This is a genomic window from Exiguobacterium sp. s146 (assembly GCF_018618415.1).
Lineage (GTDB): Bacteria > Bacillota > Bacilli > Exiguobacteriales > Exiguobacteriaceae > Exiguobacterium.
Window position 1 is genome coordinate 373,091 of the sequence record NZ_JACSMA010000002.1, and the last position, 23,995, is coordinate 397,085.

At 52.1% G+C, this 23,995-nt stretch carries 23 protein-coding genes; 8 read left to right on the forward strand and 15 right to left on the reverse strand.

What is annotated here, in order from left to right; all coding sequences use genetic code 11:
* Window positions 1-47 precede the first annotated feature (47 nt).
* The 3 genes from KNP83_RS08540 to KNP83_RS08550 all read right to left on the reverse strand — a co-directional run bounded on the left by KNP83_RS08540 (window position 48) and on the right by KNP83_RS08550 (window position 5,117).
* A complete protein-coding gene (locus KNP83_RS08540) occupies window positions 48-3,485 on the reverse strand; it encodes a pyruvate carboxylase (RefSeq protein WP_214762103.1) in 3,438 nt (1,145 codons plus the stop codon).
* A gap of 31 nt (window positions 3,486-3,516) precedes the next feature.
* Complete coding sequence (locus KNP83_RS08545; protein ID WP_214762104.1) at window positions 3,517-4,752, reverse strand: FtsW/RodA/SpoVE family cell cycle protein; 1,236 nt, start codon at window positions 4,750-4,752, stop codon at window positions 3,517-3,519.
* 86 nt (window positions 4,753-4,838) lie between these two features.
* Window positions 4,839-5,117, reverse strand: coding sequence for an Fpa/YlaN family protein (locus KNP83_RS08550; protein ID WP_021067011.1), 279 nt, complete (start codon window positions 5,115-5,117; stop codon window positions 4,839-4,841).
* Window positions 5,118-5,289: 172 nt separating this feature from the next.
* Here KNP83_RS08550 and KNP83_RS08555 point away from each other — a divergent pair, with 172 nt between their 5' ends.
* Together KNP83_RS08555 and KNP83_RS08560 are read left to right on the forward strand one after the other, a co-directional pair.
* Window positions 5,290-5,757: a hypothetical protein gene (locus KNP83_RS08555; protein WP_214762105.1), complete on the forward strand. Its 468-nt coding sequence runs from the start codon at window positions 5,290-5,292 to the stop codon at window positions 5,755-5,757.
* Window positions 5,758-5,850: 93 nt separating this feature from the next.
* Window positions 5,851-7,062 (forward strand): multidrug efflux MFS transporter, encoded by a 1,212-nt coding sequence (locus KNP83_RS08560; RefSeq protein WP_353048536.1) that lies wholly within the window; start codon window positions 5,851-5,853, stop codon window positions 7,060-7,062.
* Between the two features lie 28 nt (window positions 7,063-7,090).
* Here KNP83_RS08560 and KNP83_RS08565 read toward each other — a convergent pair whose 3' ends face one another.
* Together KNP83_RS08565 and KNP83_RS08570 are read right to left on the reverse strand one after the other, a co-directional pair.
* The gene (locus KNP83_RS08565; RefSeq protein ID WP_214762106.1) at window positions 7,091-8,407 is read right to left on the reverse strand and encodes a PhoH family protein; all 1,317 of its coding nucleotides are present in this window, start codon (window positions 8,405-8,407) and stop codon (window positions 7,091-7,093) included.
* Between the two features lie 32 nt (window positions 8,408-8,439).
* The gene (locus KNP83_RS08570) at window positions 8,440-8,889 is read right to left on the reverse strand and encodes a PNPOx family protein (RefSeq protein WP_214762107.1); all 450 of its coding nucleotides are present in this window, start codon (window positions 8,887-8,889) and stop codon (window positions 8,440-8,442) included.
* Window positions 8,890-9,001: 112 nt separating this feature from the next.
* On the opposite strand from KNP83_RS08570, the gene KNP83_RS08575 reads away from it, so the two are divergent.
* Window positions 9,002-9,202: a YlaI family protein gene (locus KNP83_RS08575; protein WP_021067006.1), complete on the forward strand. Its 201-nt coding sequence runs from the start codon at window positions 9,002-9,004 to the stop codon at window positions 9,200-9,202.
* A gap of 41 nt (window positions 9,203-9,243) precedes the next feature.
* Here KNP83_RS08575 and KNP83_RS08580 read toward each other — a convergent pair whose 3' ends face one another.
* Both KNP83_RS08580 and typA read right to left on the reverse strand, forming a co-directional pair.
* A complete protein-coding gene (locus KNP83_RS08580) occupies window positions 9,244-9,588 on the reverse strand; it encodes a YlaH-like family protein (protein WP_235045181.1) in 345 nt (114 codons plus the stop codon).
* 86 nt (window positions 9,589-9,674) lie between these two features.
* Window positions 9,675-11,519 (reverse strand): translational GTPase TypA, encoded by a 1,845-nt coding sequence (typA, locus tag KNP83_RS08585; protein WP_214762108.1) that lies wholly within the window; start codon window positions 11,517-11,519, stop codon window positions 9,675-9,677.
* Between the two features lie 162 nt (window positions 11,520-11,681).
* On the opposite strand from typA, the gene KNP83_RS08590 reads away from it, so the two are divergent.
* The gene (locus KNP83_RS08590) at window positions 11,682-11,858 is read left to right on the forward strand and encodes a hypothetical protein (protein ID WP_214762109.1); all 177 of its coding nucleotides are present in this window, start codon (window positions 11,682-11,684) and stop codon (window positions 11,856-11,858) included.
* A gap of 83 nt (window positions 11,859-11,941) precedes the next feature.
* On the opposite strand, the gene KNP83_RS08595 is transcribed toward KNP83_RS08590, so the two are convergent.
* The 3 genes from KNP83_RS08595 to KNP83_RS08605 form a co-directional block, all read right to left on the reverse strand.
* Window positions 11,942-13,195 carry an inositol monophosphatase family protein gene (locus KNP83_RS08595; protein ID WP_214762110.1) on the reverse strand — a complete coding sequence of 418 codons (1,254 nt, stop codon included), beginning with the start codon at window positions 13,193-13,195 and terminating at the stop codon, window positions 11,942-11,944.
* A gap of 79 nt (window positions 13,196-13,274) precedes the next feature.
* Window positions 13,275-13,463, reverse strand: a complete 189-nt coding sequence (locus tag KNP83_RS08600; RefSeq protein WP_015881266.1) for a hypothetical protein — start codon at window positions 13,461-13,463, stop codon at window positions 13,275-13,277.
* A 247-nt stretch (window positions 13,464-13,710) separates the two neighbouring features.
* Window positions 13,711-13,977, reverse strand: coding sequence for a UPF0223 family protein (locus tag KNP83_RS08605; protein WP_021067001.1), 267 nt, complete (start codon window positions 13,975-13,977; stop codon window positions 13,711-13,713).
* Window positions 13,978-14,148: 171 nt separating this feature from the next.
* Here KNP83_RS08605 and KNP83_RS08610 point away from each other — a divergent pair, with 171 nt between their 5' ends.
* On the forward strand, window positions 14,149-15,630 hold the full coding sequence (locus tag KNP83_RS08610) for an aminotransferase class I/II-fold pyridoxal phosphate-dependent enzyme (protein WP_214762111.1): 1,482 nt from the start codon (window positions 14,149-14,151) through the stop codon (window positions 15,628-15,630).
* Window positions 15,631-15,737: 107 nt separating this feature from the next.
* Here the strand turns inward: KNP83_RS08610 and KNP83_RS08615 are convergent, their stop codons facing one another.
* Window positions 15,738-16,058, reverse strand: coding sequence for a DUF3055 domain-containing protein (locus KNP83_RS08615; protein WP_214762112.1), 321 nt, complete (start codon window positions 16,056-16,058; stop codon window positions 15,738-15,740).
* A 74-nt stretch (window positions 16,059-16,132) separates the two neighbouring features.
* Here KNP83_RS08615 and aac(6') point away from each other — a divergent pair, with 74 nt between their 5' ends.
* On the forward strand, window positions 16,133-16,576 hold the full coding sequence (gene aac(6'), locus KNP83_RS08620) for an aminoglycoside 6'-N-acetyltransferase (protein ID WP_214762113.1): 444 nt from the start codon (window positions 16,133-16,135) through the stop codon (window positions 16,574-16,576).
* Window positions 16,577-16,593: 17 nt separating this feature from the next.
* Here the strand turns inward: aac(6') and lpdA are convergent, their stop codons facing one another.
* The 4 genes from lpdA to pdhA form a co-directional block, all read right to left on the reverse strand.
* Window positions 16,594-18,006, reverse strand: a complete 1,413-nt coding sequence (gene lpdA / locus KNP83_RS08625) for a dihydrolipoyl dehydrogenase (protein WP_214752861.1) — start codon at window positions 18,004-18,006, stop codon at window positions 16,594-16,596.
* A 4-nt stretch (window positions 18,007-18,010) separates the two neighbouring features.
* Window positions 18,011-19,303, reverse strand: a complete 1,293-nt coding sequence (locus KNP83_RS08630) for a dihydrolipoamide acetyltransferase family protein (RefSeq protein WP_131433731.1) — start codon at window positions 19,301-19,303, stop codon at window positions 18,011-18,013.
* Window positions 19,304-19,379: 76 nt separating this feature from the next.
* Window positions 19,380-20,357, reverse strand: coding sequence for an alpha-ketoacid dehydrogenase subunit beta (locus KNP83_RS08635; protein ID WP_131433729.1), 978 nt, complete (start codon window positions 20,355-20,357; stop codon window positions 19,380-19,382).
* A gap of 3 nt (window positions 20,358-20,360) precedes the next feature.
* The gene (pdhA, locus tag KNP83_RS08640; RefSeq protein WP_214710542.1) at window positions 20,361-21,446 is read right to left on the reverse strand and encodes a pyruvate dehydrogenase (acetyl-transferring) E1 component subunit alpha; all 1,086 of its coding nucleotides are present in this window, start codon (window positions 21,444-21,446) and stop codon (window positions 20,361-20,363) included.
* A 330-nt stretch (window positions 21,447-21,776) separates the two neighbouring features.
* On the opposite strand from pdhA, the gene def reads away from it, so the two are divergent.
* On the forward strand, window positions 21,777-22,316 hold the full coding sequence (gene def / locus KNP83_RS08645; RefSeq protein WP_214762114.1) for a peptide deformylase: 540 nt from the start codon (window positions 21,777-21,779) through the stop codon (window positions 22,314-22,316).
* Window position 22,317: 1 nt separating this feature from the next.
* Complete coding sequence (locus KNP83_RS08650) at window positions 22,318-23,943, forward strand: alpha/beta hydrolase (protein WP_214762401.1); 1,626 nt, start codon at window positions 22,318-22,320, stop codon at window positions 23,941-23,943.
* Window positions 23,944-23,995: the final 52 nt, after the last annotated feature.

The window sequence follows — 23,995 nt, forward strand, 5'->3', positions numbered from 1 at the left end:
CCTCTCCCATCTAAAAAAGAAGCATAGCCGCGCTATGCTTCTTTTCATTATACAAATTCAATCAATAGGTCGTCACTTTGGATTGTGTCGCCTTCTTTAATATGGACCGCTTTGACTTCTCCGTCTTGCGCGGCTTGGACCGTCGTCTCCATCTTCATCGCTTCCGTGACGAGGAGCTGTTCCCCGCGATGGACGCGACTGCCCGGTTCGACGAGCACTTTCAACACCGATCCCGGCATCGAGGCACCGACTTGTTTCGGGTTCGTCCGATCGACTTTCGGACGGCTCGTCGTCGCCGACTTCACGTTCACGTCTTTAATCTCGATTTCACGCGGGACGCCGTTCATCTCGTACGAGACGAGACGGATGCCGTCCTCGTTCGCCGCACTGATTTGGACGAGTTTGATGATGAGCGTCTTCCCGGTCTCGATTTCGACTTGAATCGTCTCCCCGACGTTCAATCCGTAGAAGAACGTCAACGTGTCGAGCACCGAGACATCGCCATACGTTGTCGAATGCGTGACGTAATCCTCGAACACTTTCGGATACAACGCGTTCGAGAGCAATTCGAAGTCCGTCACCGGACGGTCGAGTTTTTCGAACAATTTCGACTGGGCCGCTTCAAAGTCATACGGCTCAATCAACTTCCCTGGACGTACGGCCAGCGGCTTCTCACCTTTTAAAATCGCTTGCTGGACATCGGCCGGGAACCCTCCTGGAGGCGTCCCGAGTTCGCCGCGCATCATCTCGACGACCGAATCCGGGAAGTCGAGTTGGTGACCGCGCTCGATGACATCCTGCTCGCTCAAGTTATGTTGGACCATGAACAGTGCCATGTCGCCAACGACTTTCGACGACGGTGTCACTTTGACGATATCCCCAAACAACATGTTGACGCGGGCGTACATCGCCTTCACTTCGCTCCAACGGTCACCCAATCCGACCGCTTTCGCTTGTTGTTGCAAGTTCGAATACTGTCCGCCCGGCATCTCATGTTCATACACGGATGGATGCGGAGCGCGCATGTCGCTTTCGAACGGCTCATAGTTATGGCGTACGTCCTGCCAATAGTCGCTGATGACCTCGTAATGCTTCGCATCGATTTTCGGTTGACGCGCATGATGGTCGAGCGCATAAATCAAGCTGCCGCCTGATGGCTGCGACGTCATACCTGACATCGAGCTCGCGGCCACGTCGACGATATCGACGCCCGCATCTGTCGCCCGGGCGTAGGTGAAGATTCCGTTCCCTGATGCGTCGTGCGTATGCAAGTGAATCGGCAAGTCGACGGCATCTTTCAACGCCGAGACGAGCGCGTATGCCGATTCCGGTTTGAGCAGGCCGGCCATGTCCTTGATGGCCAGGATGTGGGCGCCGCTCGCTTCGAGTTTCTTCGCCAAGTCGACGTAATACGGCAAGTGGTATTTCGGACGGCTACCGTCGTATAGGTCACCCGTATAACAAACCGCTGCCTCGGCGACTTTTCCAGTCGGGAGCGTCGCATCGATCGCGAGTTGAATCGACTCAAGGTTGTTCAAGCTGTCGAAAATCCGGAACACATCGACGCCCGCATTGGCAGCCTCTTGCACGAACTTCTCGATGACGTTGTCGGCATAGTTCTTATATCCGACGGCGTTCGCGCCGCGAAGCAACATTTGAATCAAGACGTTCGGCATCTTCTCACGAAGACGCATGAGGCGTACCCACGGGTCTTCCGAGAGGAAGCGATACGCGACATCGAACGTCGCCCCGCCCCATGCCTCGACCGAGAACAATTCCGGCATGAGTTTGCTCGTCGGTTCGGCGATATTGATAATGTCTTGCGTCCGCATCCGCGTCGCGAGAAGCGACTGGTGCGCATCGCGCATCGTCGTATCCGTCAGCAACAGCTCGGGCTGGCGCTTAATCCAGTCGGCGAGGCCGTCCGGACCGAGTTCCGTCAAAATTTGTTTTGTGCCCGGTTTGGCTTCGGCCGGCAAGTCGTGCGGAATCCGGACCGAGCGGCTGATCGGCTTGTCTTTCAAGCCAACGCCCGGGAACCCGTTTACCGTGACGTCGCCGATATAGTTGAGCAACTTCGTCCCACGGTCTTTCCGTTTCGGGAAGACGAACAGTTCCGGCGTCTCATCGATGAACGACGTGTTATAGTCGCCGCTGATGAAGTTCTGATGCTTCATCACGTTGATTAAGAACGGGATGTTCGTCTTGATGCCACGGATCCGGAACTCGTTCAAGTTACGGACCATCTTCGAAGCGGCCTGTTCGAACGTCATGCCGTGTGTCGACAGCTTCACGAGGAGCGAATCGTAATACGGTGAAATCTCGGCACCGACGTAGGCGTTCCCGCCGTCGAGTCGGACCCCGAAGCCGCCCGGAGACCGGTAGGCCATAATTTTACCTGTATCCGGCATGAAGTTGTTGGCCGGATCTTCCGACGTGACACGTGATTGGATGGCGTAACCGAGCAATTTGATATCTTCTTGCTTCGGCATGTGGATGACGTCGCCGTGGAGCGACTCGCCTTGCGCAATCATCAGTTGCGTCTGGACGATATCGAATCCGGTCACCATCTCGGTGATCGTATGCTCGACTTGGATCCGCGGGTTGACTTCGATGAAGTAGAACGACTCGTCTTCCGTGACGAGGAATTCGACCGTACCGGCGTTAATGTAGCCAACGTGGCGCATCAGTTTGACGGCTGCGTCACAGATCGCTTGACGCGAGGCGTCCGATAACGTCACACACGGTGCGACTTCGACGACTTTCTGGTGACGGCGCTGGACCGAGCAGTCGCGCTCGAACAAGTGGATGATGTTCCCATGGTCGTCCCCGAGGATTTGGACCTCGATATGTTTCGGACGTTCCACCAGTTTTTCTATGTACACTTCGTCTGAACCGAACGCTTGCTTCGCTTCTGACTTGGCACGTTCAATCAAATCTTTCATTTCGGCTTCCGTACGGATGACACGCATCCCACGACCGCCTCCGCCCATCGCGGCTTTGACCATGAGCGGGAAACCGTGCTCATTCGCGAAGTCTAAAGCGTCCTCGTAAGACGTGAGCGGTCCGTTCGAACCTGGAATGACCGGGAGTCCGGCTGCGATCGCATTTTGACGGGCCCGAACTTTATCCCCGAACGCATGAAGATGCGCTTCGTTCGGTCCGACGAAGATGATGCCTTCCTCGCGGCAACGACGTGCGAGTTCGATGTTCTCAGACAAGAATCCGTAACCTGGATGAATCGCGTCAGCCCCCGACTGTTTCGCGATGCGGATCACGTCCTCGATATCGAGATAGGCGTCAATCGGTTTTTTATCGAGACCAATCAAGTAAGCCTCATCCGCTTTGAAGCGGTGTAACGAGCCGCTATCTTCTTGAGAATAGACCGCGACCGTGCGCATCCCTAATTCAGTGGCGGCACGGAACACGCGAATGGCGATTTCACCACGGTTGGCTACGAGTAATTTGCTAATTGATTTCAACATAAATCCCCCCATTTAAGTAGTTCAATCCTTATTACCTTACAACATGCAATGATGAACTTTGAACGTTTTCTGCGGATTTCTCCCGAATCTCGGCCCGTTTTGTCGCTTCCCGGTGCCGATTTCGCATCGAGATGCTGCTGAGCACACCGAGAATCCCCATTGTCATGATGAGTGACGTCCCGCCGTAACTGACGAGCGGGAGCGTGACACCTGTACCTGGAAACCATCCGGACATGGCCCCGATATTGATTCCGGTTTGGACCATGATTTGAGCGGCGATGCCGAACGAGACGAACATCGCGAAATGACTGTCGCTATGGTTGGCGATATTAACCGCCCGGAAAGCGATAAAGAACAGCAATACGAGGACGACGACGACCCCGATGAAGCCGAGCTCTTCGGCGATGATGGACATGATATAGTCCGTCTCCGGTTCCGGCAAGTATCCATACTTCTGATAACTGTTCCCGAGGCCGACACCGGTCAAGCCCCCATGGACAATTGAGATGATTGACATGAGCAATTGGTGCCCGTAGCCTTCCGGGTCCATGAACGGATTGAAGACGACTTCAATCCGGCTGCGCTGGTTCTCCGAGAAGATTGTCGTGAACATTAAATAGACAAGACCGAATCCCACGAGCATGGCCGGAACGATAATCCGAAGCGGCGCCCCGACAGCGAGCCACATGAGGAACATGATGGCCCCGAGGACAAAGAGTCCGCCCATATCCGGCTGTCCGTTGATGGCAATGGCATACGGGAGAAAGAAGTAGATGACCGGAATGATGAAGAAAGCACCGAACTGAGCCCGGATGCCTTTTTTCGTGATAGCCGCTCGTCCCAGTCGACCAGGCAGCCCTTTCAGCTCATGATTCCACAACTGGTGATAATAGTTCGCGAGCAGTAAAATCAACACGAACTTGGCGACCTCGACCGGTTGCATCGTAAAGCCGCCGATGATGAGCCAAGCGCGTGCTCCGTTGAGTGCTGGCATCGCCCATGTGACGAACAAGAGCACGACCGATACGAAATAGAGACCGTACAAAATATTAGGTTTTCTAAAGTTCTCATAGCGGAACATCGTCGCGATGAAGTAGACGACGATGCCGATTCCCGCGTAGACGAGCTGGCGATAGAATAAACCGCTGTTCGCGTAATCGCCGCGATTCCATACGCTCGCACTATAAATCATAATCGAACTGATTCCGACGAGCATGAGCACTGCAATGAACAACGAGAAATCAAAATACCGAAACCGAGTTTTCATGTTTTCACTTCCTTATGTACAACAATCACTGACCCGTTATAAAAAAATACTCAAACAGCGCCGCTTGCACAGTTTGAGTATAAGGTTCATAAATCTGAAGCTTCCGCGAGGGCGGACAGTTTTTGTTCCAATGAATCGAGCAGTCCTTTACCTTCAATGTCTGAAATGAGTCCAAGACGGACCGCAAAATCAATTTGGCGTGATAGACCGAACATATGTGTATCAAGCACCTCTTCATAAAGCGGGCACTTCGGCATTTTTAGGTTTTCTAACTGCACTTCAATCAAACAACGGATTTTTTCAGCATCGGCTTCTAATAGTTGAAGCGCTTGCTCCCGTTGGACTGCAGCCAAATTTGTCGCCACTACGACCCCTCCTCCGTACAATGACAGACTGTTTGTCATAACTCAACTGTACATTATATTTCATCATAATTCAATGAACAGTCGAGATTCAGGGCGAGTTTCTCGCAGTTTCCCTTTTTCTGAGAAAGAGCTGTATAATGTACAGTGTATTGTGAATAAAGGGGGCATATCCATGATTTTTCCACTAGACGGAGCAGTTCGTCACGCGCTGACGATCGACCCGACCGTATGGATTTTTGATGACCGCAAGCGAAACGTCGAAGACCTCGATCGCGCGGTAGAAAGCGATAACGAGGCATATTATGCCAAGATGGGGAAGGCATGGGATGACGGTTTGACGCAAGGCTCACGTGTCGACCATAACAAACCAATGTCTCGAGCCGATAAGGATGCGGCACTGCGCGACTCGTTCGCGATGCCGTTCGCGCCATTTCTTCAAAATGCCGAACCGATCGACACGGCGACGCACGTCAGTTTTTATGGGGAGACGGTGCTCACGTTGCCAATCGATGAGGCCCGAAGCGTCTATTTACAGTTCTCTCGGGACGGAAAAGTACTCGCGGACGGTCCAGTATACGTCTTGCACCAACAACAAGTATGGCGTGGTGTCCATCACATCGCCGTGCGAACAGAAGGATGAGGGAGAAGGCACAACGCCTTCTCTTTCTTTTGGACTTTTTACTTCACAAAGTGTAACATATAGGGTATCGAAAAACTTCAAGCTCGAAAGGTCGTGACGCTTACGTACCCTTTATGGAAGAAAAACTTAATCATCGTCTGGATCGGTAGCTTTTTGACGGCGGCCTCGATGAGTCTCGTCTTGCCGTTCCTCCCCTTGTTCATCGAAGAGCTCGGGGTCACCGATCCCGACCAAGTCGTCACATGGTCCGCGGTCGCTTTCGGCGCCACTTTCCTCGTGGCTGCCATCGTCTCCCCGCTCTGGGGACGGCTCGCCGACCAAAAAGGCCGCAAACTGATGCTCATCCGCGCCAGTCTCGGTATGGCCGTCGTGATGACGCTCATCAGTTTCGTCCAAGACGTGTATCAGCTCGTCGGCTTACGGCTCTTGATGGGTGCCGTATCCGGATTCATCTCGGCGGGGATCACCCTCGTCGCTTCGCAAACGCCTAAAGAGAAAAGTGGCTGGGCGCTCGGCACACTGTCGACCGGTGGGATCACCGGCGGACTCCTCGGTCCCTTGATCGGCGGACTCCTCGCAGACCTGATTGGGCTTCGACCCGTTTTTCTCTTGACCGGCAGTGCCTTATTCATCACGTTTCTCATCACACTCGTGTTCGTCAAAGAGGATTTTGTGCCGGTAGCACGTGAGCGGCTTGATTCGACAAGATCAATTATCGCCTCGCTCCGTCATCCGCAACTCATCTTCAGCCTGTTTTTGACGACGTTCTTAATCACGTTCTCGGCCCAATCAATTGGCCCGCTGTTGACGCTGTATGTCCGCGAATTGAACCCGTATACGACGTCGCTCGCCTTTATCGCCGGGATCGTCGCTTCGGCACCGGGGGTAGCCGCCCTCATTTCCGCCCAACGTCTCGGTCGGCTCTCCGACCGCTATGGGGCCGAACGCATCCTGTTCTGGGCGCTCATTATTTATAGCGCCTTCTTGATTCCCCAGGCGTTCGTGACGTCGACGACACAACTCGTCATCATGCGGTTCGGTCTCGGCTTCGCCACGGCGGCACTCATGCCGTCGGTACAATCGTTGCTCCGGCAACATACGCCGAGCCGGGCGACCGGCCGGATCTTCTCGTATAACCAGTCGGCCCAGTTCATGGGCAACTTGCTCGGACCGTTGTTCGGTTCGCAAGTCGTCGCCCACTTCGGCTTCTCGGCACTGTTTATCGTGACCGGTCTGATTATGCTGATGAACGCCTTTCTGGAAAAATCAAACGTGCAAGTCGCACTTCATCCGAATACGAAATAAACGCCGAGCAGCTGCTCGGCGTTTTTCGTTATAGTAAATCGGCGGCCAACCGGGCGAGCGACGAACGCTCTCCTTTGATGAGTTGGACGTGTCCGAATACGTTTTGGCCTTTGAAGCGTTCGACGGCATATGTGAGACCGTTCGAATACTCGTCCAAATATGGGTGGTCGATTTGATAAGGGTCTCCGACGAGGACGATTTTCGAGTTCTCGCCGACCCGGGTCAAAATCGTCTTAATCTCATGTTTCGTCAAGTTTTGGGCCTCGTCGATGATGATGAACTGATCTGGCATGCTGCGGCCACGAATATACGTGAGCGCCTCGAGTTGAATCGATTTGATGCCGGCCAAAATGTTTCCGAGTTCGTCTTTCGAGTTGGCGTTGAACAAAAACTCTAAGTTATCGTAGATCGGCTGCATCCATGGCCGGAGCTTCTCTTCCATCTCGCCCGGCAAATAACCGATATCGTTCCCCATCGGCACGACCGGCCGGGCCACGACGAGTTTATTGAAGCGACGTTCGTCTTCGACGAGCGACAGGCCGGCCGCTAGCGCTAGCAACGTCTTCCCGGTCCCGGCCTTCCCGAGCAGTGTCACGAACGGAATATCGTCCCGTAGCAACAAGTCGAGCGCCATCCGTTGTTGGACGTTACGGGGATGGATGCCCCACACGTGTTCGACGTCTAGCGAGAGCGGACGAAGAATCGGTTGCAACCCATCGACGACCGCGAGGGCGCTCGCTTTCGAGACGTTACTCTTTAAGACGACGAATGAGTTCGGGTATAGCTGATTTTTTGCAACGGCCTCCAGCGGGAGCTGGCGGACTTTATAAAATTCATCGATAACGGCTTGATCGACTTCGATTTCACGATAGCCGGCGTACAAATTCGTCGTATCGACGATATGGTCGGTCAAATAATCCTCGGCTTCGATGCCGATAGCGTCCGCTTTGACACGAACGAGTATATCTTTCGAGACGACCACGACTTTACGGGTCCGGTCATGCTCGTATTGTTTCATCAGGCCAAGGGCCACGGTCAGGATGCGATTATCGTTCGTCATGACGTCGAACGGGAAATCGACAGTATGCTCGTGTCCGATCTCGACGAACAATCGTCCGCCGTTCTCGAGCGGGACCCCGTCGTGCAGTTTAGCGGTCGTTCGCAGTTGGTCGAGCACGCGTGCCGTTTCTCGGGCGTTGCGGCCGACTTCATCCATATTGCGTTTTTTACCGTCAAGCTCTTCTAGAACGATGGCGGGAATGACGACATCGTGCTCATCGAATTGGAACAAGGATAGTGGGTCGTGTAAGAGTACGTTCGTATCGAGCACATACGTTTTTTTCATAGACTTTGCCGCCCCTCGAAAATAGTTGGTGATCAAGAATTCAAACTCTCCTTGACTTCACGGTCCAACTTTTCTGCTGCTTCGACATCGTACGTCTTGATGATGTCCGGTTGTCCATACGTCGCCCCGTAAAAGGAGATATTACGGACCTCTTCGACTTTCCCTTCAAAAAAGCGAAGGTGTAACGCCGGCTTCACGCTCGGCTCGAACTCGTGTATGTGTGACAGGGCGATGCTGTAGGCAAGTCCCCCTTCTAAAAAGATGAGACTCGCTGTCTTCTCGTGCGAGAGCAACGTGATCACATGCGAATTCTTCGTCAACGCCAAGCGAATCGTCCTCTCGTTCGGCGCTTGCACCCAGCTGATCGCATGGGTGATCGGCCACCGTTTCGGTTCATCAAATGTGACTAAAAACGTCAACGGCATCTCGTTCAATACGTCTTGTTGCGCCCTTGAAAGTTCGAACGCAGCTTTACTCGCCATATACTCCCCTCCTTCCGAACGGGTATACGAAATGGATTCGCCCTTACAAACCTCTTTCCCTGCTTTTCTCTCCTGAAATCATGCTATAATCAACGAAGAGGAAGGTGAGACCATGCGCGTAAAGTGCTCTCTTTGTGACAAAATCGATACGATTGATTCGTGGTCGTTCGAAGCGAAACGACTTCGGAATAAACCTGCTAAAACGTATATGTGCCAGACGTGTCAAGAACGCATCACCGCGCGAACCGCGGAGCGTGCCGCGACCGGCCAATTCCACCTATATCCATCGTTCCGGCAAAAACGGAGATGGTAATCAAAAATGGACGTTTCGCCCGAGGGCGAGACGTCCATTTTTTAGTGTGACTCGATGCCTTGTCGACGGTTCCACCAGAGGCGGCCCCGATAAATCGCCAAGACGACAGCCATGACGAGGAGTACTTCTGGAATCGGCCATGTGAAGAAGACGAGCGCCATCGTACCTGCCCCGAGTGCGAGCAGCATATAGACGACGAGTGACTTCCACCACGTCAATTGTTTCGCAAAACCTAATTTAAACACAAGGATCGTCAATAAGATGACCGTGATGATTAACGCGTTGAACCCGACCGAGAAGTCGTTCGCGTCACTGCCGACGCCAAGTAGCGAGGCAATCCACGGCACATCGATTTGTGTGATGTCCATCGTTTGAGAAGCTTTCAAGCTGATAATCCCCCTTCATTTCCTACACAACCATTCTACACTATCCAAAACAAAAGGGAACGCCTAGGCGCTCCCTTTTTTCCGACTTAATCTTTACCAAGTTTACGACGCTTGTCAGCTTTCTCGCGTTCGTTCTTGTTCAAGACTTTTTTACGGAGACGGATTGACTCCGGCGTGATTTCACAGTACTCGTCATCGTTCAAGAACGTGAGCGACTCTTCGAGTGAGAAGACGCGTGGACGTTTCAAGACTTGTGTCGAGTCTTTTGATGAAGCACGCATGTTCGTCAACTGTTTGCCTTTGACGGCGTTGATTGCGAGGTCGACGTCACGGTTACATTCACCGATGATCATTCCCTCGTATACATCTGTACCTGGCTCGATGAAGATCGTTCCACGGTCTTCAAGGGCACCGATCGAGTAAGCCGTCGACTTACCAGGTTCGATACAAACCATGACACCACTGCGGCGTCCGCCGATGTCAGCAGCGATGAACGGACGGTACTCTTCGAACGTGTGGTTCAAGATTCCGTATCCGCGTGTCGCTGACAAGAACTCGTTACGATATCCGATGAGACCACGTGAAGGAACGATGAATTCCATACGTGTTTGACCGTTGTCGTTCGTGTTCATGTTGGCAAGTTCTCCTTTACGGAGACCGATTGATTCCATGACTGAACCTGTGTACTCTTCTGGCACGTCGATGATGACGCGTTCGAACGGCTCAATCTTCGTACCATCTTCGTCTTCACGGATGATAACTTGTGGTTTCGAGACTTGAAGCTCGTAACCTTCGCGACGCATGTTCTCGATCAAGATTCCGAGGTGAAGCTCACCGCGTCCTGATACGATCCATTGGTCAGGTGAATCTGTGTTCTCGACACGGAGTGAAACGTCCGTCTCAAGTTGTTTCATCAAACGCTCTTCGATTTTACGTGCCGTCACGAAATCGCCTTCGCGTCCTGCGAACGGTGAGTTGTTTGTCATGAAACGCATTTGAAGTGTCGGCTCATCGATACGGAGGAGCGGAAGTGGCTCTTCTTTACCGACTGGCGTGACCGTTTCACCGACGTTGATGTCTTCCATCCCGGCGATGGCAATCAAGTCACCAGCTTTGGCTTCTTCGATTTCGACCCGCTTGAGGCCGAAGTAACCGAACAACTTCGTGACACGGAGTTGTTTGATTGAACCGTCTGTTTTGCAAAGTGACACTGATTCGCCGACTTTGATTTTCCCACGGAAGACGCGACCGACACCAATACGGCCGAGGTAGTTGTCATAGTCGAGCATCGTGACTTGGAACTGAAGCGGCTCGTCCGAGTTATCGATCGGCGCTGGCGTGTTCTCAAGAATCGTGTCGAGCACGTACGTGATTGTATCTTCTTGCTTCTCTGGATCAGGGTCGAACGAACTTGAACCGCTGACAGCAGACGTGTAGACGACAGGGAATTCAAGTTGATCTTCATCTGCTCCAAGGTCGATCAACAAGTCGACAACTTCGTCGACGACGTCGAGTGGGCGTACCATCGGCTTGTCGATTTTGTTAACGACAACGATTGGACGGAGACCTTGGTCGAGTGCTTTCTTCAATACGAAGCGCGTTTGCGGCATGCAGCCTTCACGTGCATCGACAACGAGGATAACGCCGTCAACCATACGCATGATGCGCTCTACTTCACCACCGAAATCGGCGTGACCTGGCGTATCAACGATGTTGATGCGAGTATCTTTATAATCGATTGCCGTGTTTTTCGCGAGAATCGTGATTCCGCGTTCACGTTCGATGTCGTTCGAGTCCATGGCGCGTTCCGCGACCATTTCGTTTGTCCGGAATGTACCAGACTGTTTCAATAATTCATCGACGAGCGTTGTTTTACCGTGGTCAACGTGGGCGATGATGGCTACGTTCCGAAGGTTAGTTCTTACATTCATGTAGTTAGTCCTCTCTTATTTAAAAAAGTTTCATCTTTTATTCAACTTTAAGAGTATAGCACACGTCCCACCACCTTTGTCGAGTGTTATCGACTGTTAACGTTTTCAAACGCATCATTTTTGACTACAATGAAGAAGACTAGCGAAAAAGGGGGAATCTCCATGCAACTCATGTTCGTTTTAATCGCCACCGCGGTCGTCGCCGGCTTCGTCGGTATCGGCATCGGTGTCGCCGAAGGAAGTGCCGCCATCATCATCGGCAGTCTCGCCTTGAGCGGCATCGCCACATTCTTTGGAATCAACTTGCGCCGTCGGATCCTCTCGAACCAACGGCCATGACAGAAGGCCCGGGCGATTTGCCCGGGCCTTGTTTATTGTCTTGTCTTACTGGTGCTCATGGGTACATCGATGATGCATCCTATTTATAAATCGCGCGTCAGACAGATGCGGTCACGCAAAGCGAGCCCGTCTTCCTCGATTGAGGGATACCCGTGGTCCGGGAAATAGTCCCGCTCGACCGATTCGAACCGGAAACCGGCCTGCTGATAAAATCGTAACTGGACGATACTCGAGTTGCCCGTACAGACGAGCATCTGCTTCGCCCCGCTGCTCTCGGCCCGACGAATCGCGTCCTGGAGCAGGCGTTGCCCGATCGTCTGGTTCTGCCGTTCCGGTTTGACGGCGATATTGACGAGCTCGATTAACGTCTCACTGCGTTTGACGAGCATGTACGCCCCGACACGTTCTCCGCCTAGCGTTGCCTCATACGTCGTCCCGGCTTTATATTGGTCGCGCACCATCGCTTCATTCGGGTTGGCCAGGACGAGCAAGTCACGGACACGGTCGTAAGCTCCGTTAATCCCAATTTGCAAGTCCGGCTTCACTTCCGGGGTCGCGCCCTTGGCGATGACGTAATGCTTGACGACGTCTTTGACGAACGATTCGCTGCCCGCGAGGACGGACGTCTTCCCGTCATATCGGACCGGCTCCCCATAAATCGAGACGACCCGTCCCCCGACCTCTTCGACGAGCAATTTTCCGGCGGCGTAGTCCCACGGCATATTGCGCATCGTGATGTAGCCGTCGACTCGTCCCGCGGCGAGCCAGGCGAGTTCGAGCGAAGCGGCCCCATGCGCCCGCGTTCCGACCGAGTCACGTACAATTGGCGCGAGCACTTCCGGTGCAATCTGCTGGTTCGGCGTCACCCATGTCGCGTTCATACTGAGAAAGGCGTCCCGGACATGGTGCTCTTGAATGGTCGGGAGCTTCCGGCCGTTCAGCGTCGTCCCGACGCCGCGGCGCGCCACGAACAGTTCATCCGCCATCACGTCGTAAACGAAGCCGTACTCGACGACCCCATCGACCATGATGGCGATCGAGATGGCGAACATCCGCTTTTGATGGATGAAGTTCAACGTACCGTCAATCGGGTCGACGAACCAGACCGTCCCCGACAAATTATCCGGTTGCGTCGAGATGCCCTCTTCCCCGACAATATGATGCTCCGGATACGACTCGCGAATCCGGTCGACAATCAACTGTTCGACGGCCCGATCGATTTCCGTGACCAAATCACCTTTCCCCGTCTTGCGTTCGATTCGATAGCTCTCGTCTATCTGTAAGCGAATATACTCCCCTGCCTGCTTAATCAAGTCAATCGCGAACCATTCCAACATGTTTATCACCTCTATTATGTATTGTACCAAACAAAAACCAGTATCCGCATGGAATACTGGTTGAATGGGTAGTTGTGGGTCAGGCTTCGAGACGCAATAGTTCTTGGCGATATTTCTCTAACCGATGCTTGCTAGCCTGGACAGTGGCATCATCTTGTGACGCCATTGCATCGAAGAGCGTTGCCAATTCATAATCAATCTCTAAGCGCAGCACCGGAATCCGTTTTTCTGCGTCTTTTCTTTTGAATGCCTCGATCACTTGTTTCATGAGATGCCACACTCCTTTAGTTGGGCTACAAGTTACGGTTTAGTGAGTTGAATTGAGTATATCAGATGAGATTCAAAAAAGAAAGAGAATTGTCTGACTATTTTGAATTTTTTTATCTTAGTGAGTATATTCCCATTTCAACTAAGCCTAAACCTGATTGAACTGTTAATGATATGTACCCTATTTATAAGAGAAATAACAAAAAAAGCACGAGAAAACGGTTCCGTCCTCCCATGCTTTCCTGCAGTTACAACTTTATAATCTTCGCATTTGATTTTAAGGCCGCTTGGACCGTACGATAGGTAGAGTATCCGGTCTGTTCATCGTGGACGGCACTCAGCTGTTTCTCTTCCGACTTCGACGTCACGATCTGTTTGAATGACCGATACGCGTCCAAAAACGACTCGCGGTCGACACCGCCTTCATTGGCCAAGGCGACTTGGTTATAGAACTCGACGACTTCAATCAGTTCATCTGTCGTCCAGTCCGGATTAATCGGATAGTTGATTTGCATATTCTTCACCTCGACAACCATTGTATCAACAAAAAAAACTATTGCAAGTTGGGATAGAAATCACTATAGTTTTTTTGTTGCATTGTTTTTGAATCGAAATGTTCAGATTGCCCAAAGCTTGAAACCAAACCGACAACCTATATACACACTGTTATCAAGGAGGACTTACTATTGAAACTTAAAGGTGCTACACAGCTCGAGACACCGCTCTTTGACACGTTGCTCACGCATGTGAATACGAACCCGATCGCGTTCCACATCCCTGGCCATAAAGGCGGAAAAGGGATGGACCCTCAGTTCCGTGACTTCATCGGCGAGAACGCCTTGAAAATCGATTTGATCAACATCGCCCCGCTCGATGATCTTCATCATCCGAAAGCCTCGATTGCCGAGGCTGAGCGCCTTGCTGCCGAGGCGTTCCGTGCCGACGAGACGTTCTTCTCGGTCCAAGGGACGTCAAGTGCCATCATGGCGATGATCATGGGCGTCGTCGGTCCGAACGAGAAAATCATCGTTCCCCGGAACGTTCATAAATCCGTCATGTCCGCGCTCATCTTGACCGGGGCCCACCCGGTCTTCATCCATCCGGAATATGATGAGACGTACGGGATTGCCCACGGGATCACAGCAAGCGCCGTCGAACGCGCCCTCGAGATGCACCCGGACACGAAAGCGGTCCTCGTCATCAACCCGACCTACTTCGGCATCGCCGGTGACTTAGAGCGCATCGTCGCCGTCGCCCATGCCCAAGACGTACCGGTCCTCGTTGACGAAGCGCACGGTGTCCACTTGCCGTTCCACGACGAGCTCCCACTTTCGGCGATGCAAGCCGGAGCGGACGTCGCGGCCACGAGCGTGCACAAGCTCGGCGGCTCGATGACGGGAAGTTCGATTTTGAACGTCCGTCGCGGTCTAGTCTCGCCAGAACGGATTCACGCGATGTTGTCGATGATCACAACGACGTCGACGTCTTACCTCCTCCTCGCGTCGCTCGACGCGGCCCGTCGTCAATTGGCGACGAAGGGAGAAGCGATGAACGAACGTGCCCTCACGCTCGCACGTACGGCTCGTATGGCCATCGACAACATGCCCCACTTAGCGGTATACGGTCACGCCGAACTTCACTCAGAGTCGACGTACGCACTCGACGAGACGAAAATTCTCGTCTCTGTCCGTGAGCTCGGCATCACCGGTTTTGAAGTCGAGAAGTATTTGCGCGAGACGCATCGCATCGAAGTCGAGATGTCAGATCTGTTGAACGTACTGTTCATCGTGACGAGCGCCGACGACGAGTCGACGATTCAAGCGTTGATTGATGGTATGCGTGACGTCGTATCGGTTTACGATCAGTCAGGAAACGATTCACTATCGATCATGCTTCCTGAGATTCCACCGCTCGCGCTCAGCCCGCGTGACGCGTTCTATGAGGAGACGGAAACGATCCCGCTCGAGAACGCCGTCGGACGCATTTCGGCCGAGTTCATCATGGTGTATCCGCCAGGAATCCCGATCATCATCCCGGGCGAATTGATCACGACATCGACGCTCGACTATATTATGGCGAACATCGAAGCCGGTCTTCCCGTCCAAGGACTTGAAGACGAGTCGCTTCAAATGATTAAAGTCATCCAACAGACGAAAGCTATCCGTTAAAACGAAAGCGAGCCGGTCCACATGGACCGGCTCGCTTTGTGTCATCAAAAGAAAAGGTGCTTATGATGATCGAATTGCTTCCCCTACGTATCATTATAAGAAAACGCTTACATTTTTTCAAGGGTAGAATTTGAAGAATGTTCTTCTTTCCCACTTTCGTCCAGACAGAGGCGCAGGAATTCGGCAACGTGGTCCGTATCGCCTAACGCAATCCCGAGCATCGGATACAGTTGTCTCGGTTCTTCGAGCGCATGGACGTCAAGAAGGGCAGACTGCCCGGTCTGCATACAGACGACGAGCACTTTCCCCATGAATTGATGCGTATACACAAAACCGAAATCATAACGTGACGTCTCGGTCTCGATTCCCGTGAAGCGGACACGGCTCGTCTCAGAGACGGTATATAACAATTCCTCATCGAAAGCCATCATCGTTCCCTCCTTTCTCACTTCATTCCTTATTTTCCTCTATACTGAACGTATGAAACCTAAGGAGGAGCCCAATGAACATACGAAAAGCGAACGAACGAGATTGCACCGAACTCGTTCGGCTCATGCGTCACCTGTGGCCGGATGCACCCGAGGACGAATTGACGATGGAGGTCCGCCTCGGGATCAGGTCCGACAAGATGCATTATTTTATCGCCGAAACGGATGCAGCGGTCGGCTTTTGTCAGCTCAGCTTCCGCCATGACTACGTCCCCGGCACCACCTCGTCCCCAACGGCATTCGTCGAAGGCATCTATGTCGACGAGGTGTTCCGCGGACAAGATGTGGCGACCCGGCTCGTCGAAGCCGCCGCCGCGTACGCCCGCTCGAAAGGATGCGACGAGCTCGCCTCCGATACGGAAGTCGAGAATGACGGCAGCCAACGGTTCCATGAGCGTATCGGCTTCCGCGAGGTGGAACGGACCGTCCATTACGTAAAAAAGCTCTCTCGCGAGTAAGCGAGAGAGCTTTTGACTTATTTAACGACGTGGATTGGCATACCCATTGCGATTTCTGCCGCTTCCATAGCCATCTCACCGAGTGATGGGTGAGCGTGGATTGTAAGCGCGATATCTTCTGCTGTCATGCCTGCTTCGATCGCGAGACCAAGCTCGGCGATCATATCTGAAGCGCCAGTTCCCGCGATTTGAGCACCGATCAAGAGACCGTCCTCTTTACGCGTGATGAGCTTCATGAAGCCGTCTGGCTCGTCGAGCGCGAGGGCACGGCCGTTCGCTGCGAATGGGAATTTCGATACAGTGATCTCAAGTCCTTCTTCTTTAGCGAGTGGCTCCGTGTAACCGACTGTCGCAAGTTCAGGGTCAGTGAAGACGACCGCTGGGATTGCTGAGTAGTCGAGGTACGCTGGCTTGCCGGCAGCTGCCTCCGCTGCGACTTTCGCTTCGTAAGAAGCTTTGTGCGCGAGCGGTGGTCCTGGTACGATGTCGCCGATTGCGTAGATGTTTTCGTTCGACGTCTTGCACTGGTCGTCGATTTCGATGATGCCGCGGTCGCTGACTTTCACTTCCGCGTTTTCGAGACCGATGTCGCCAGTGTTTGGACGACGGCCGACTGTGACGAGGACGTAGTCCGCTTCCACAGACTGCTCTTCGCCGTTCACTTCAAACTTAACCGTTACGCCGTCTTCTGTTTCTTCGACGCCTTTTGCAAGAGCGTTCGTGTGAATCGTGACGTTCCCTTTTTGTTTGAGTTTCTTTTTGACGATTTGCGTCATTTGTGGCTCGAAGCCAGACAAGATGTCGCTTGCGCCTTCAACGACGACGACTTCTGTATCGAAGTTCGCGTACGCTGTGCCGAGCTCCATACCGATGTACCCGCCGCCGATGACGACAAGCTTCTTCGGTACTTCAGGAAGAGCCAATGCGCCAGTTGAAGAAAGGACGCGTTTTGACCATTTGAACGATGGAATCTCGATTGGTGTCGAACCAGTCGCGATAATCGCTTTTTTGAACTTGTAAGGAGTCGAGCTGTCTTCTGTGATGACACGGACTGTGTCTTCAGATGCGAAGAAAGCTTCACCTTGAACGATTTCAATTTTGTTACCTTTCAAAAGGCCTTTGACGCCGCCAGTCAATTTGTTGACGACCGACTGTTTCCAGTCTTGGACTTTTGTGAAGTCAACTGACACGTTGTCAGACGTGATTCCCATTGACGAGTGACCTTTAGCATGCTGGAAGTTGTGACCAGCTGTGATCAACGCTTTTGATGGGATACAACCGACGTTCAAGCAGACGCCACCAAAGTTTCCTTTTTCGACGATCGTAACTTTAAGGCCGAGTTGTGCGCCACGGATGGCTGCGACGTATCCACCAGGACCGGCGCCGATGACAATCAAATCAGTTTCTTGTGCGAATTCTCCTACTACCATGTTCTTATCCCTCCATCATTAGAAGTGCTGGATCTTGAAGCAAGCGTTTCACCATGTTGAGTGCGTTTTGAGCAGTCGCACCGTCGATAAGGCGGTGGTCAAAGCTGAATGAAAGCGCGAGAACTGGAGCCGCGACGATTTCGCCGTCTTTGACGACAGCTTTTTCAGCAATGCGGCCGATACCGAGAATTGCAACTTCTGGGTGGTTGATGACAGGTGTGAACCATTGTCCACCAGCTGAACCGATGTTCGTGATTGTGATCGATCCGCCTTTCATGTCGTCCCCAGCAAGTTTGCCTTCACGAGCTTTACCGGCAAGCTCATTGATGTTTGTTGCGAGTGCATAGATTGATTTACGGTCCGCTTCTTTGACGACAGGAACAACGAGACCGTTGTCCGTATCAGCAGCGATACCGATGTTGTAGTAGTTTTTGTAGACGATCTCTTCGTTGACGTCGTCGATTGACGCGTTGATCGCTGGGTAAGCTTTCGCTGCAGCAGTCAATGCTTTTACGACGAACGGCAAGTACGTGAGTTTCACGCCTTGGTCAGCAGCCACTTGTTTGAACTCTTTACGGAGTGCGACGAGTTTCGTGACGTCGACTTCGTCCATGAGTGTAACGTGTGGAGCTGTGTGCTTCGAGTTAACCATTGCTTTCGAGATTGCTTTGCGGATTCCACGGATTTTCTCGCGCGTTTCGAGTTCAGGTGTTGCTGACTCGTAAGGCTTGATTTCCGTTTTCGCAGCCGCTGCTGGAGCTACAGATTCTGTTTTCTCTGTTGTAGCTTCTGCTGCTGGTGCTTCTCCGTTTGCGAATGCATCGATGTCTTCTTTCAAGACGCGGCCGTTGTCGCCAGAACCTTGGACTTCACGGATGTCGACGCCTTTTTCACGAGCGTATTTGCGGATTGAAGGCATTGCGATGACGCGCTCCGATTTGTGAAGTTGAACTTCACGCGGACCGTCTTCTTTCACGTCTTCTTTCACATCTTCCGTCTTCTCTTCAGCTTTAGGCTGTTCAGGAGCTGCTTCTTCTTCACCGGCTGGTGCATCACCTTCGATATCGAACGTGATGAGGACGTCGCCGACGACCGCAACTGTACCTTCAGAGACTTTAACTTCTTTGACTGTTCCATCAACTGGAGCAGGAATCTCAACGACGGCTTTGTCGTTTTGAACTTCAAGAAGAATGTCATCTTCTTTAACTGTATCCCCTGCTTTTACGAACCACTTGACGATTTCACCTTCGTGAATTCCTTCACCGATGTCTGGTAATTTAAATTCAAATACTGCCACTGGTTTTTCCTCCCATCAATTAATCATGTAAACACAATGAGGGAGACAATTCTCCCTCATCGTTAAATGAACACGATCAGAAGTTGATAACTTCCTTAACTTTTGCAACGACATCTTTATGGTCAGGTAACCATGCATCTTCACCTTGTGCGAAAGCGAAGACTGTGTCTGGTGCAGTTACACGAAGCACTGGTGCTTCGAGGTGAAGAATTGCGCGTTCTTGAATTTCAGTTACGACGTTAGCCGCAATCCCTGCTTGACGTTGTGCTTCTTGAACGACGATCGCACGGCCAGTCTTTTTAACAGACTCGACGATTGTTTCGATATCAAGCGGGCTCACTGTCATGAGGTCGATGACTTCGACGTTGATGTTTTCTTTTTCGAGCTCTTCAGCCGCTTTGAGTGACGTGTGGACCATTGCACCGTAAGTGATGATCGAAACGTCAGTTCCTTCGCGTTTCACGTCTGCTTTTCCAAGCTCGATCGTGTATTCGCCTTCTGGAACTTCGCCACGGAATGAACGGTAAAGTTTCATGTGCTCGAGGAATACGACTGGGTCGTTGTCACGGATTGCTGAGATCAAAAGACCTTTTGCATCGTATGGCGTTGACGGGATGACGACTTTAAGACCAGGTGTCTGAGCCATCAAGCCTTCAAGGCTATCCGCGTGAAGTTCTGGTGTTTTAACACCGCCACCGAATGGTGAACGGATTGTGATTGGCTGGCTGTAAGCGCCGCCTGAACGGTAACGCATACGTGCCATTTGAGCTGCGATCGAGTCGAACACTTCGAATACGAATCCGAAGAATTGAACTTCCATGATTGGACGGAAGCCTGTAAGACCGAGACCGATAGCAAGACCACCGATACCAGACTCAGCAAGCGGCGTGTCGAAGACGCGGTCTTCGCCGAGCTCGTCTTGGAGGCCTTCCGTTGCACGGAATACCCCACCGTTTTTACCAACGTCTTCTCCGAAAAGAAGTACTTTCTCGTCGCGCTTCATTTCAACGCGCATCGCATCAGTAATCGCTTGGATCATTGTCATTTGAGCCATAACTTACTTCGACTCCTTTGCTGTATATTCTTCAAGCTGCTCTTTCAAGTTTGAAGGAAGTGTTTCGAACATGTTGTTGATGAAGTCCGAAACTTTTTGTTTTGGTTCTTTGTCAGCGAGGCTGATTGCTTCTTTAACGTCAGCTTTCGCTTGTTCGATGACTTCGTTCTCCATGTCTTCGTTCCAAAGCTTTTTGCCTTCGAGGAAGAGGCGGAAACGAACGAGTGGATCTTTCTCTTGGTACTCTGTGTCGAGTTCTTTTGTACGGTAACGCGTTGGGTCATCCCCTGCGAGCGTATGTGGTCCGTAACGGTATGTGAGTGCTTCGATGAGCGTCGGAGTTCCATCAAGTGCGTCTTTACGCGCTTGTTGTGTGGCGGCGAGGACAGCAAGAACGTCCATTCCGTCAACTTGAATTCCGTTGATTCCCGCTGCGACAGCTTTTTGCGCGATCGTTTTAGCTGCAGTTTGCTTCTCAACAGGTGTCGAGATGGCAAAGCGGTTGTTTTGAACGACGAAGATGGCTGGTGATTTGAATGCACCTGCGAAGTTCAATCCTTCGTAGAAGTCACCTTGTGATGAACCACCGTCACCCGTGTAAGTAATGGCGACGTTTGTGTTGCCGTTGCGTTTGAGGCCCATTGCCACACCCGCAGTTTGAATGATTTGTGCCCCGATGATGATTTGCGGCATCAAGACGTTAACGTCTTCAGGAATACGGTTACCTGCGACGTGACCACGTGAGAACAAGAACGCTTGATAAAGCGGTAGTCCGTGGAATACGAGTTGTGGAATATCACGGTAGCCTGGAAGGATCCAGTCTTGTTTGTCGAGCGCATATTGCGTCCCGATCATCGTTGCTTCTTGACCAGCCACTGGCGCGTAGAAACCTAGGCGTCCTTGACGGTTAAGCGAGATGGCACGTTGGTCCCAGATTCGTGTATAGACCATGCGGCGCATAAGCTCCTGAAGTTGCTCGTCCGTTACATCTGGCATTGCGTCTTGGTTGACGACTTCGCCCTTCTCGTCGAGAATACGGAACGTTTGGAAGTTTTCTTCCACGTTTTGAAGTACCTGAACGTTGTTCATTCGTTTCACCTCATCCTTTCAACTATGAGACAATTGTCTTTTTTGTGATCAAACACTACCTCAAATCTTAAGTGTATCTGTCCAAAAAAGCAATCTGTATTAACGTGATTCAGGAAAGTTGCACTTATCCTGCCGTTTCCTAGTCAGTATAAAACGGGTTGTTACAATAACGCAAAAAATATGCTCACTCCATAAAAACGCTTACATCAACACATCTTTCCCCTTATTTCGCCTCTGTATCATTTTCATTTCACCTTCTGTACCATCTAAGCGAAACGACTAATAAATATGATATAATTGGTCATATCGCAATGGGAAAGGAAGTTTTGCATGTTAACGATGAAAGATGTGATTCGTGAAGGAGACGAGCGGCTGCGCGCCCGCTCAATCGAAGTGCCGGTCCCACCGACGGTGGAAGACCTCGCGCTACTCGACGAGATGGAGACGTTCCTCGTCAACAGCCAAGACCCCGAGATGAGCGCGAAGTATGAACTTCGCGGCGGCGTCGGCATCGCCGCACCGCAACTCGGTGTCAATCGCCGTTTCTTCACGGTCTTGCTCCATGAAGAAGAAGAGACGTTCAAACTATCAATCTTCAATCCGAAGATTACGAGTCATTCGGTAGAACAGACGTATTTGAACGGCGGTGAAGGTTGCCTATCTGTCGACCGTGTCGTCAAAGGCAACGTGCCCCGCCATCGTCGCATCACGATTGAAGGGTTCGACCGTGACGGCGCCCCAATCAAATTGCGGCTTCGCGGTATGCGCGCCATCGTCTGTCAACATGAGCTCGACCATTTAGATGGGGTGCTCTTCTACGACCGCATCAACACGACCAATCCGTTAGAGACTTACGGTGAACCGATCTGAGGTGACGAGATTGAAGAAAAAGGCACTGTTGTTAGTATTCCCATTTTTGTTTCTTTTAATCGGGGGATGTGTCCGAATCGAATATGATGCGACCGTCCACTACGACCAATCGGTCACGTTAGAGACGACGTATGCCTTCCGCGACCATCCGGTCATGAAGTTGCTCAATTTGAGGCTCGATTGGGATACATGGAAACAACAGGCGAATGAGAACGGATATGCGACAAGGGACTACTCGAGTCAAGACGACTACGAAGGCATGGTGCTCAAGAAGACGTTCGACAACGTCGACGACCTTCAAAACATTAAAGAGGAATGGAAGACCGGTCCGGCCGGTATTCTCGTGCCACCCGATATGAAGTTCGATGTCAAAAAAGAGGATGGCATTTGGTTTGATTCTTACGTCATGAACACGAACCTCGACCTCCGGCTCGACCGCGTCGATTTGCCGGGGCTGAATTTAAGCGGCTCCCCGAAACAACTGGCCGAGCGCTATGTTCGCCAAGCCGATATCCGGTTCAATCTGACGGTGCCGACCGGTGTGTTCGTCGAAGACGGCACCGGGCTCGATGTACGGTCGATGAAACATGTCGAGTGGCAAGTGTACGGCGGCCGCCAAAACAATATGATGCTCGTCGCCCACGTGCCGAACGTGAAAGCATGGATCATCACAGGCGTCATCACCGTCGTCCTCGGCCTGGTCGCTTTCTTTGTCTGGCGGAAATATCGTCAAAACGTCGGCAATCCGGACAAGACGTCGATGCGTTCCCGTATCTTCGGGGCTTTCATCCTCGTCTTGACCCTCGCCTTGATTATCGTGACGATTCGAGAAGAGTTGACGACGGAACGGAAGTCCGAGGCGATTCGGCAGGCGGCGCAGACGGACGAGTTCATCCCGACGTTCGCCGTTCATGGATTGCTCGGGACCGACCGCACGTTCCTCCGCTTCTCGCAGTATATGGAACAGCGCGGGCTGGCGAAAGATGGTGCGCTCTGTACCGTGACGGTGAAAGGCGCGGTCGATTGTGTCATCAATGACTACAGCTCGAACCGACCAATCGTCCGAATCGAATACGAGGATGCCGAGGCATCGCTCAACAATCAGACGAAATGGTTAAACCTTGCCATCGAACGCTATAAACAGGAGCGCAACCGTTCGTTTGAGCGGATGTACTTGATCGGTCACAGCATGGGCGGTGTGGCAGCGGCGAACTATATCTTGAATCAAGATGAATACATCGTCGATAAGTTCGTGACGTATGATAGTCCGTTCGCCGGGACACGCCTCGCCAACTTCGGTCTGTCGGCCAGCAATTTCGGCATCAATACCGGCAGTCCGGCCATCCGGGACTTGTCCCCGAGTTCTGACGGGCTGCAGGCGTTCCAAGAAAAACTAGAGACGTGGCCTCGCTCCGTCCAAGTGTTCTCGTTCTCGGGACGCGGCGGCGAGTTCAATTTGATTGAGCCAGCGAGTTCGCTCTTGCTCGAGGAGTATACGAACAATATCGAGACGGAAACCGTCCCGTACGATCACTTCTCGCTCCATCGGAAGACAGACGTCCTCCGCGACACGGGCAAATTCCTTTATGAGTTCACGAACGAATTCAATCCAGTCGAAACGAATTGATGGAAAACTCGCCTTCGCATGAGGGCGGGTTTTGTTCGTGGTCATGCTCGTG

What these genes read in the sequence shown, in the direction of transcription:
- KNP83_RS08565 (WP_214762106.1), bottom strand. Translation starts at nt 8,407, where the DNA reads ATGAAAAAAACGTATGTGCTCGATACGAACGTACTCTTACACGACCCA.
- lpdA (WP_214752861.1), bottom strand. Translation starts at nt 18,006, where the DNA reads ATGGTAGTAGGAGAATTCGCACAAGAAACTGATTTGATTGTCATCGGC.
- def (WP_214762114.1), top strand. Translation starts at nt 21,777, where the DNA reads ATGTTAACGATGAAAGATGTGATTCGTGAAGGAGACGAGCGGCTGCGC.
- KNP83_RS08590 (WP_214762109.1), top strand. Translation starts at nt 11,682, where the DNA reads ATGCAACTCATGTTCGTTTTAATCGCCACCGCGGTCGTCGCCGGCTTC.
- pdhA (WP_214710542.1), bottom strand. Translation starts at nt 21,446, where the DNA reads ATGAACAACGTTCAGGTACTTCAAAACGTGGAAGAAAACTTCCAAACG.
- KNP83_RS08600 (WP_015881266.1), bottom strand. Translation starts at nt 13,463, where the DNA reads ATGAAACAAGTGATCGAGGCATTCAAAAGAAAAGACGCAGAAAAACGG.
- KNP83_RS08575 (WP_021067006.1), top strand. Translation starts at nt 9,002, where the DNA reads ATGCGCGTAAAGTGCTCTCTTTGTGACAAAATCGATACGATTGATTCG.
- KNP83_RS08545 (WP_214762104.1), bottom strand. Translation starts at nt 4,752, where the DNA reads ATGAAAACTCGGTTTCGGTATTTTGATTTCTCGTTGTTCATTGCAGTG.
- KNP83_RS08570 (WP_214762107.1), bottom strand. Translation starts at nt 8,889, where the DNA reads ATGGCGAGTAAAGCTGCGTTCGAACTTTCAAGGGCGCAACAAGACGTA.
- KNP83_RS08615 (WP_214762112.1), bottom strand. Translation starts at nt 16,058, where the DNA reads ATGGCTTTCGATGAGGAATTGTTATATACCGTCTCTGAGACGAGCCGT.
- KNP83_RS08540 (WP_214762103.1), bottom strand. Translation starts at nt 3,485, where the DNA reads ATGTTGAAATCAATTAGCAAATTACTCGTAGCCAACCGTGGTGAAATC.
- KNP83_RS08635 (WP_131433729.1), bottom strand. Translation starts at nt 20,357, where the DNA reads ATGGCTCAAATGACAATGATCCAAGCGATTACTGATGCGATGCGCGTT.
- typA (WP_214762108.1), bottom strand. Translation starts at nt 11,519, where the DNA reads ATGAATGTAAGAACTAACCTTCGGAACGTAGCCATCATCGCCCACGTT.
- KNP83_RS08555 (WP_214762105.1), top strand. Translation starts at nt 5,290, where the DNA reads ATGATTTTTCCACTAGACGGAGCAGTTCGTCACGCGCTGACGATCGAC.
- KNP83_RS08605 (WP_021067001.1), bottom strand. Translation starts at nt 13,977, where the DNA reads ATGCAAATCAACTATCCGATTAATCCGGACTGGACGACAGATGAACTG.
- KNP83_RS08595 (WP_214762110.1), bottom strand. Translation starts at nt 13,195, where the DNA reads ATGTTGGAATGGTTCGCGATTGACTTGATTAAGCAGGCAGGGGAGTAT.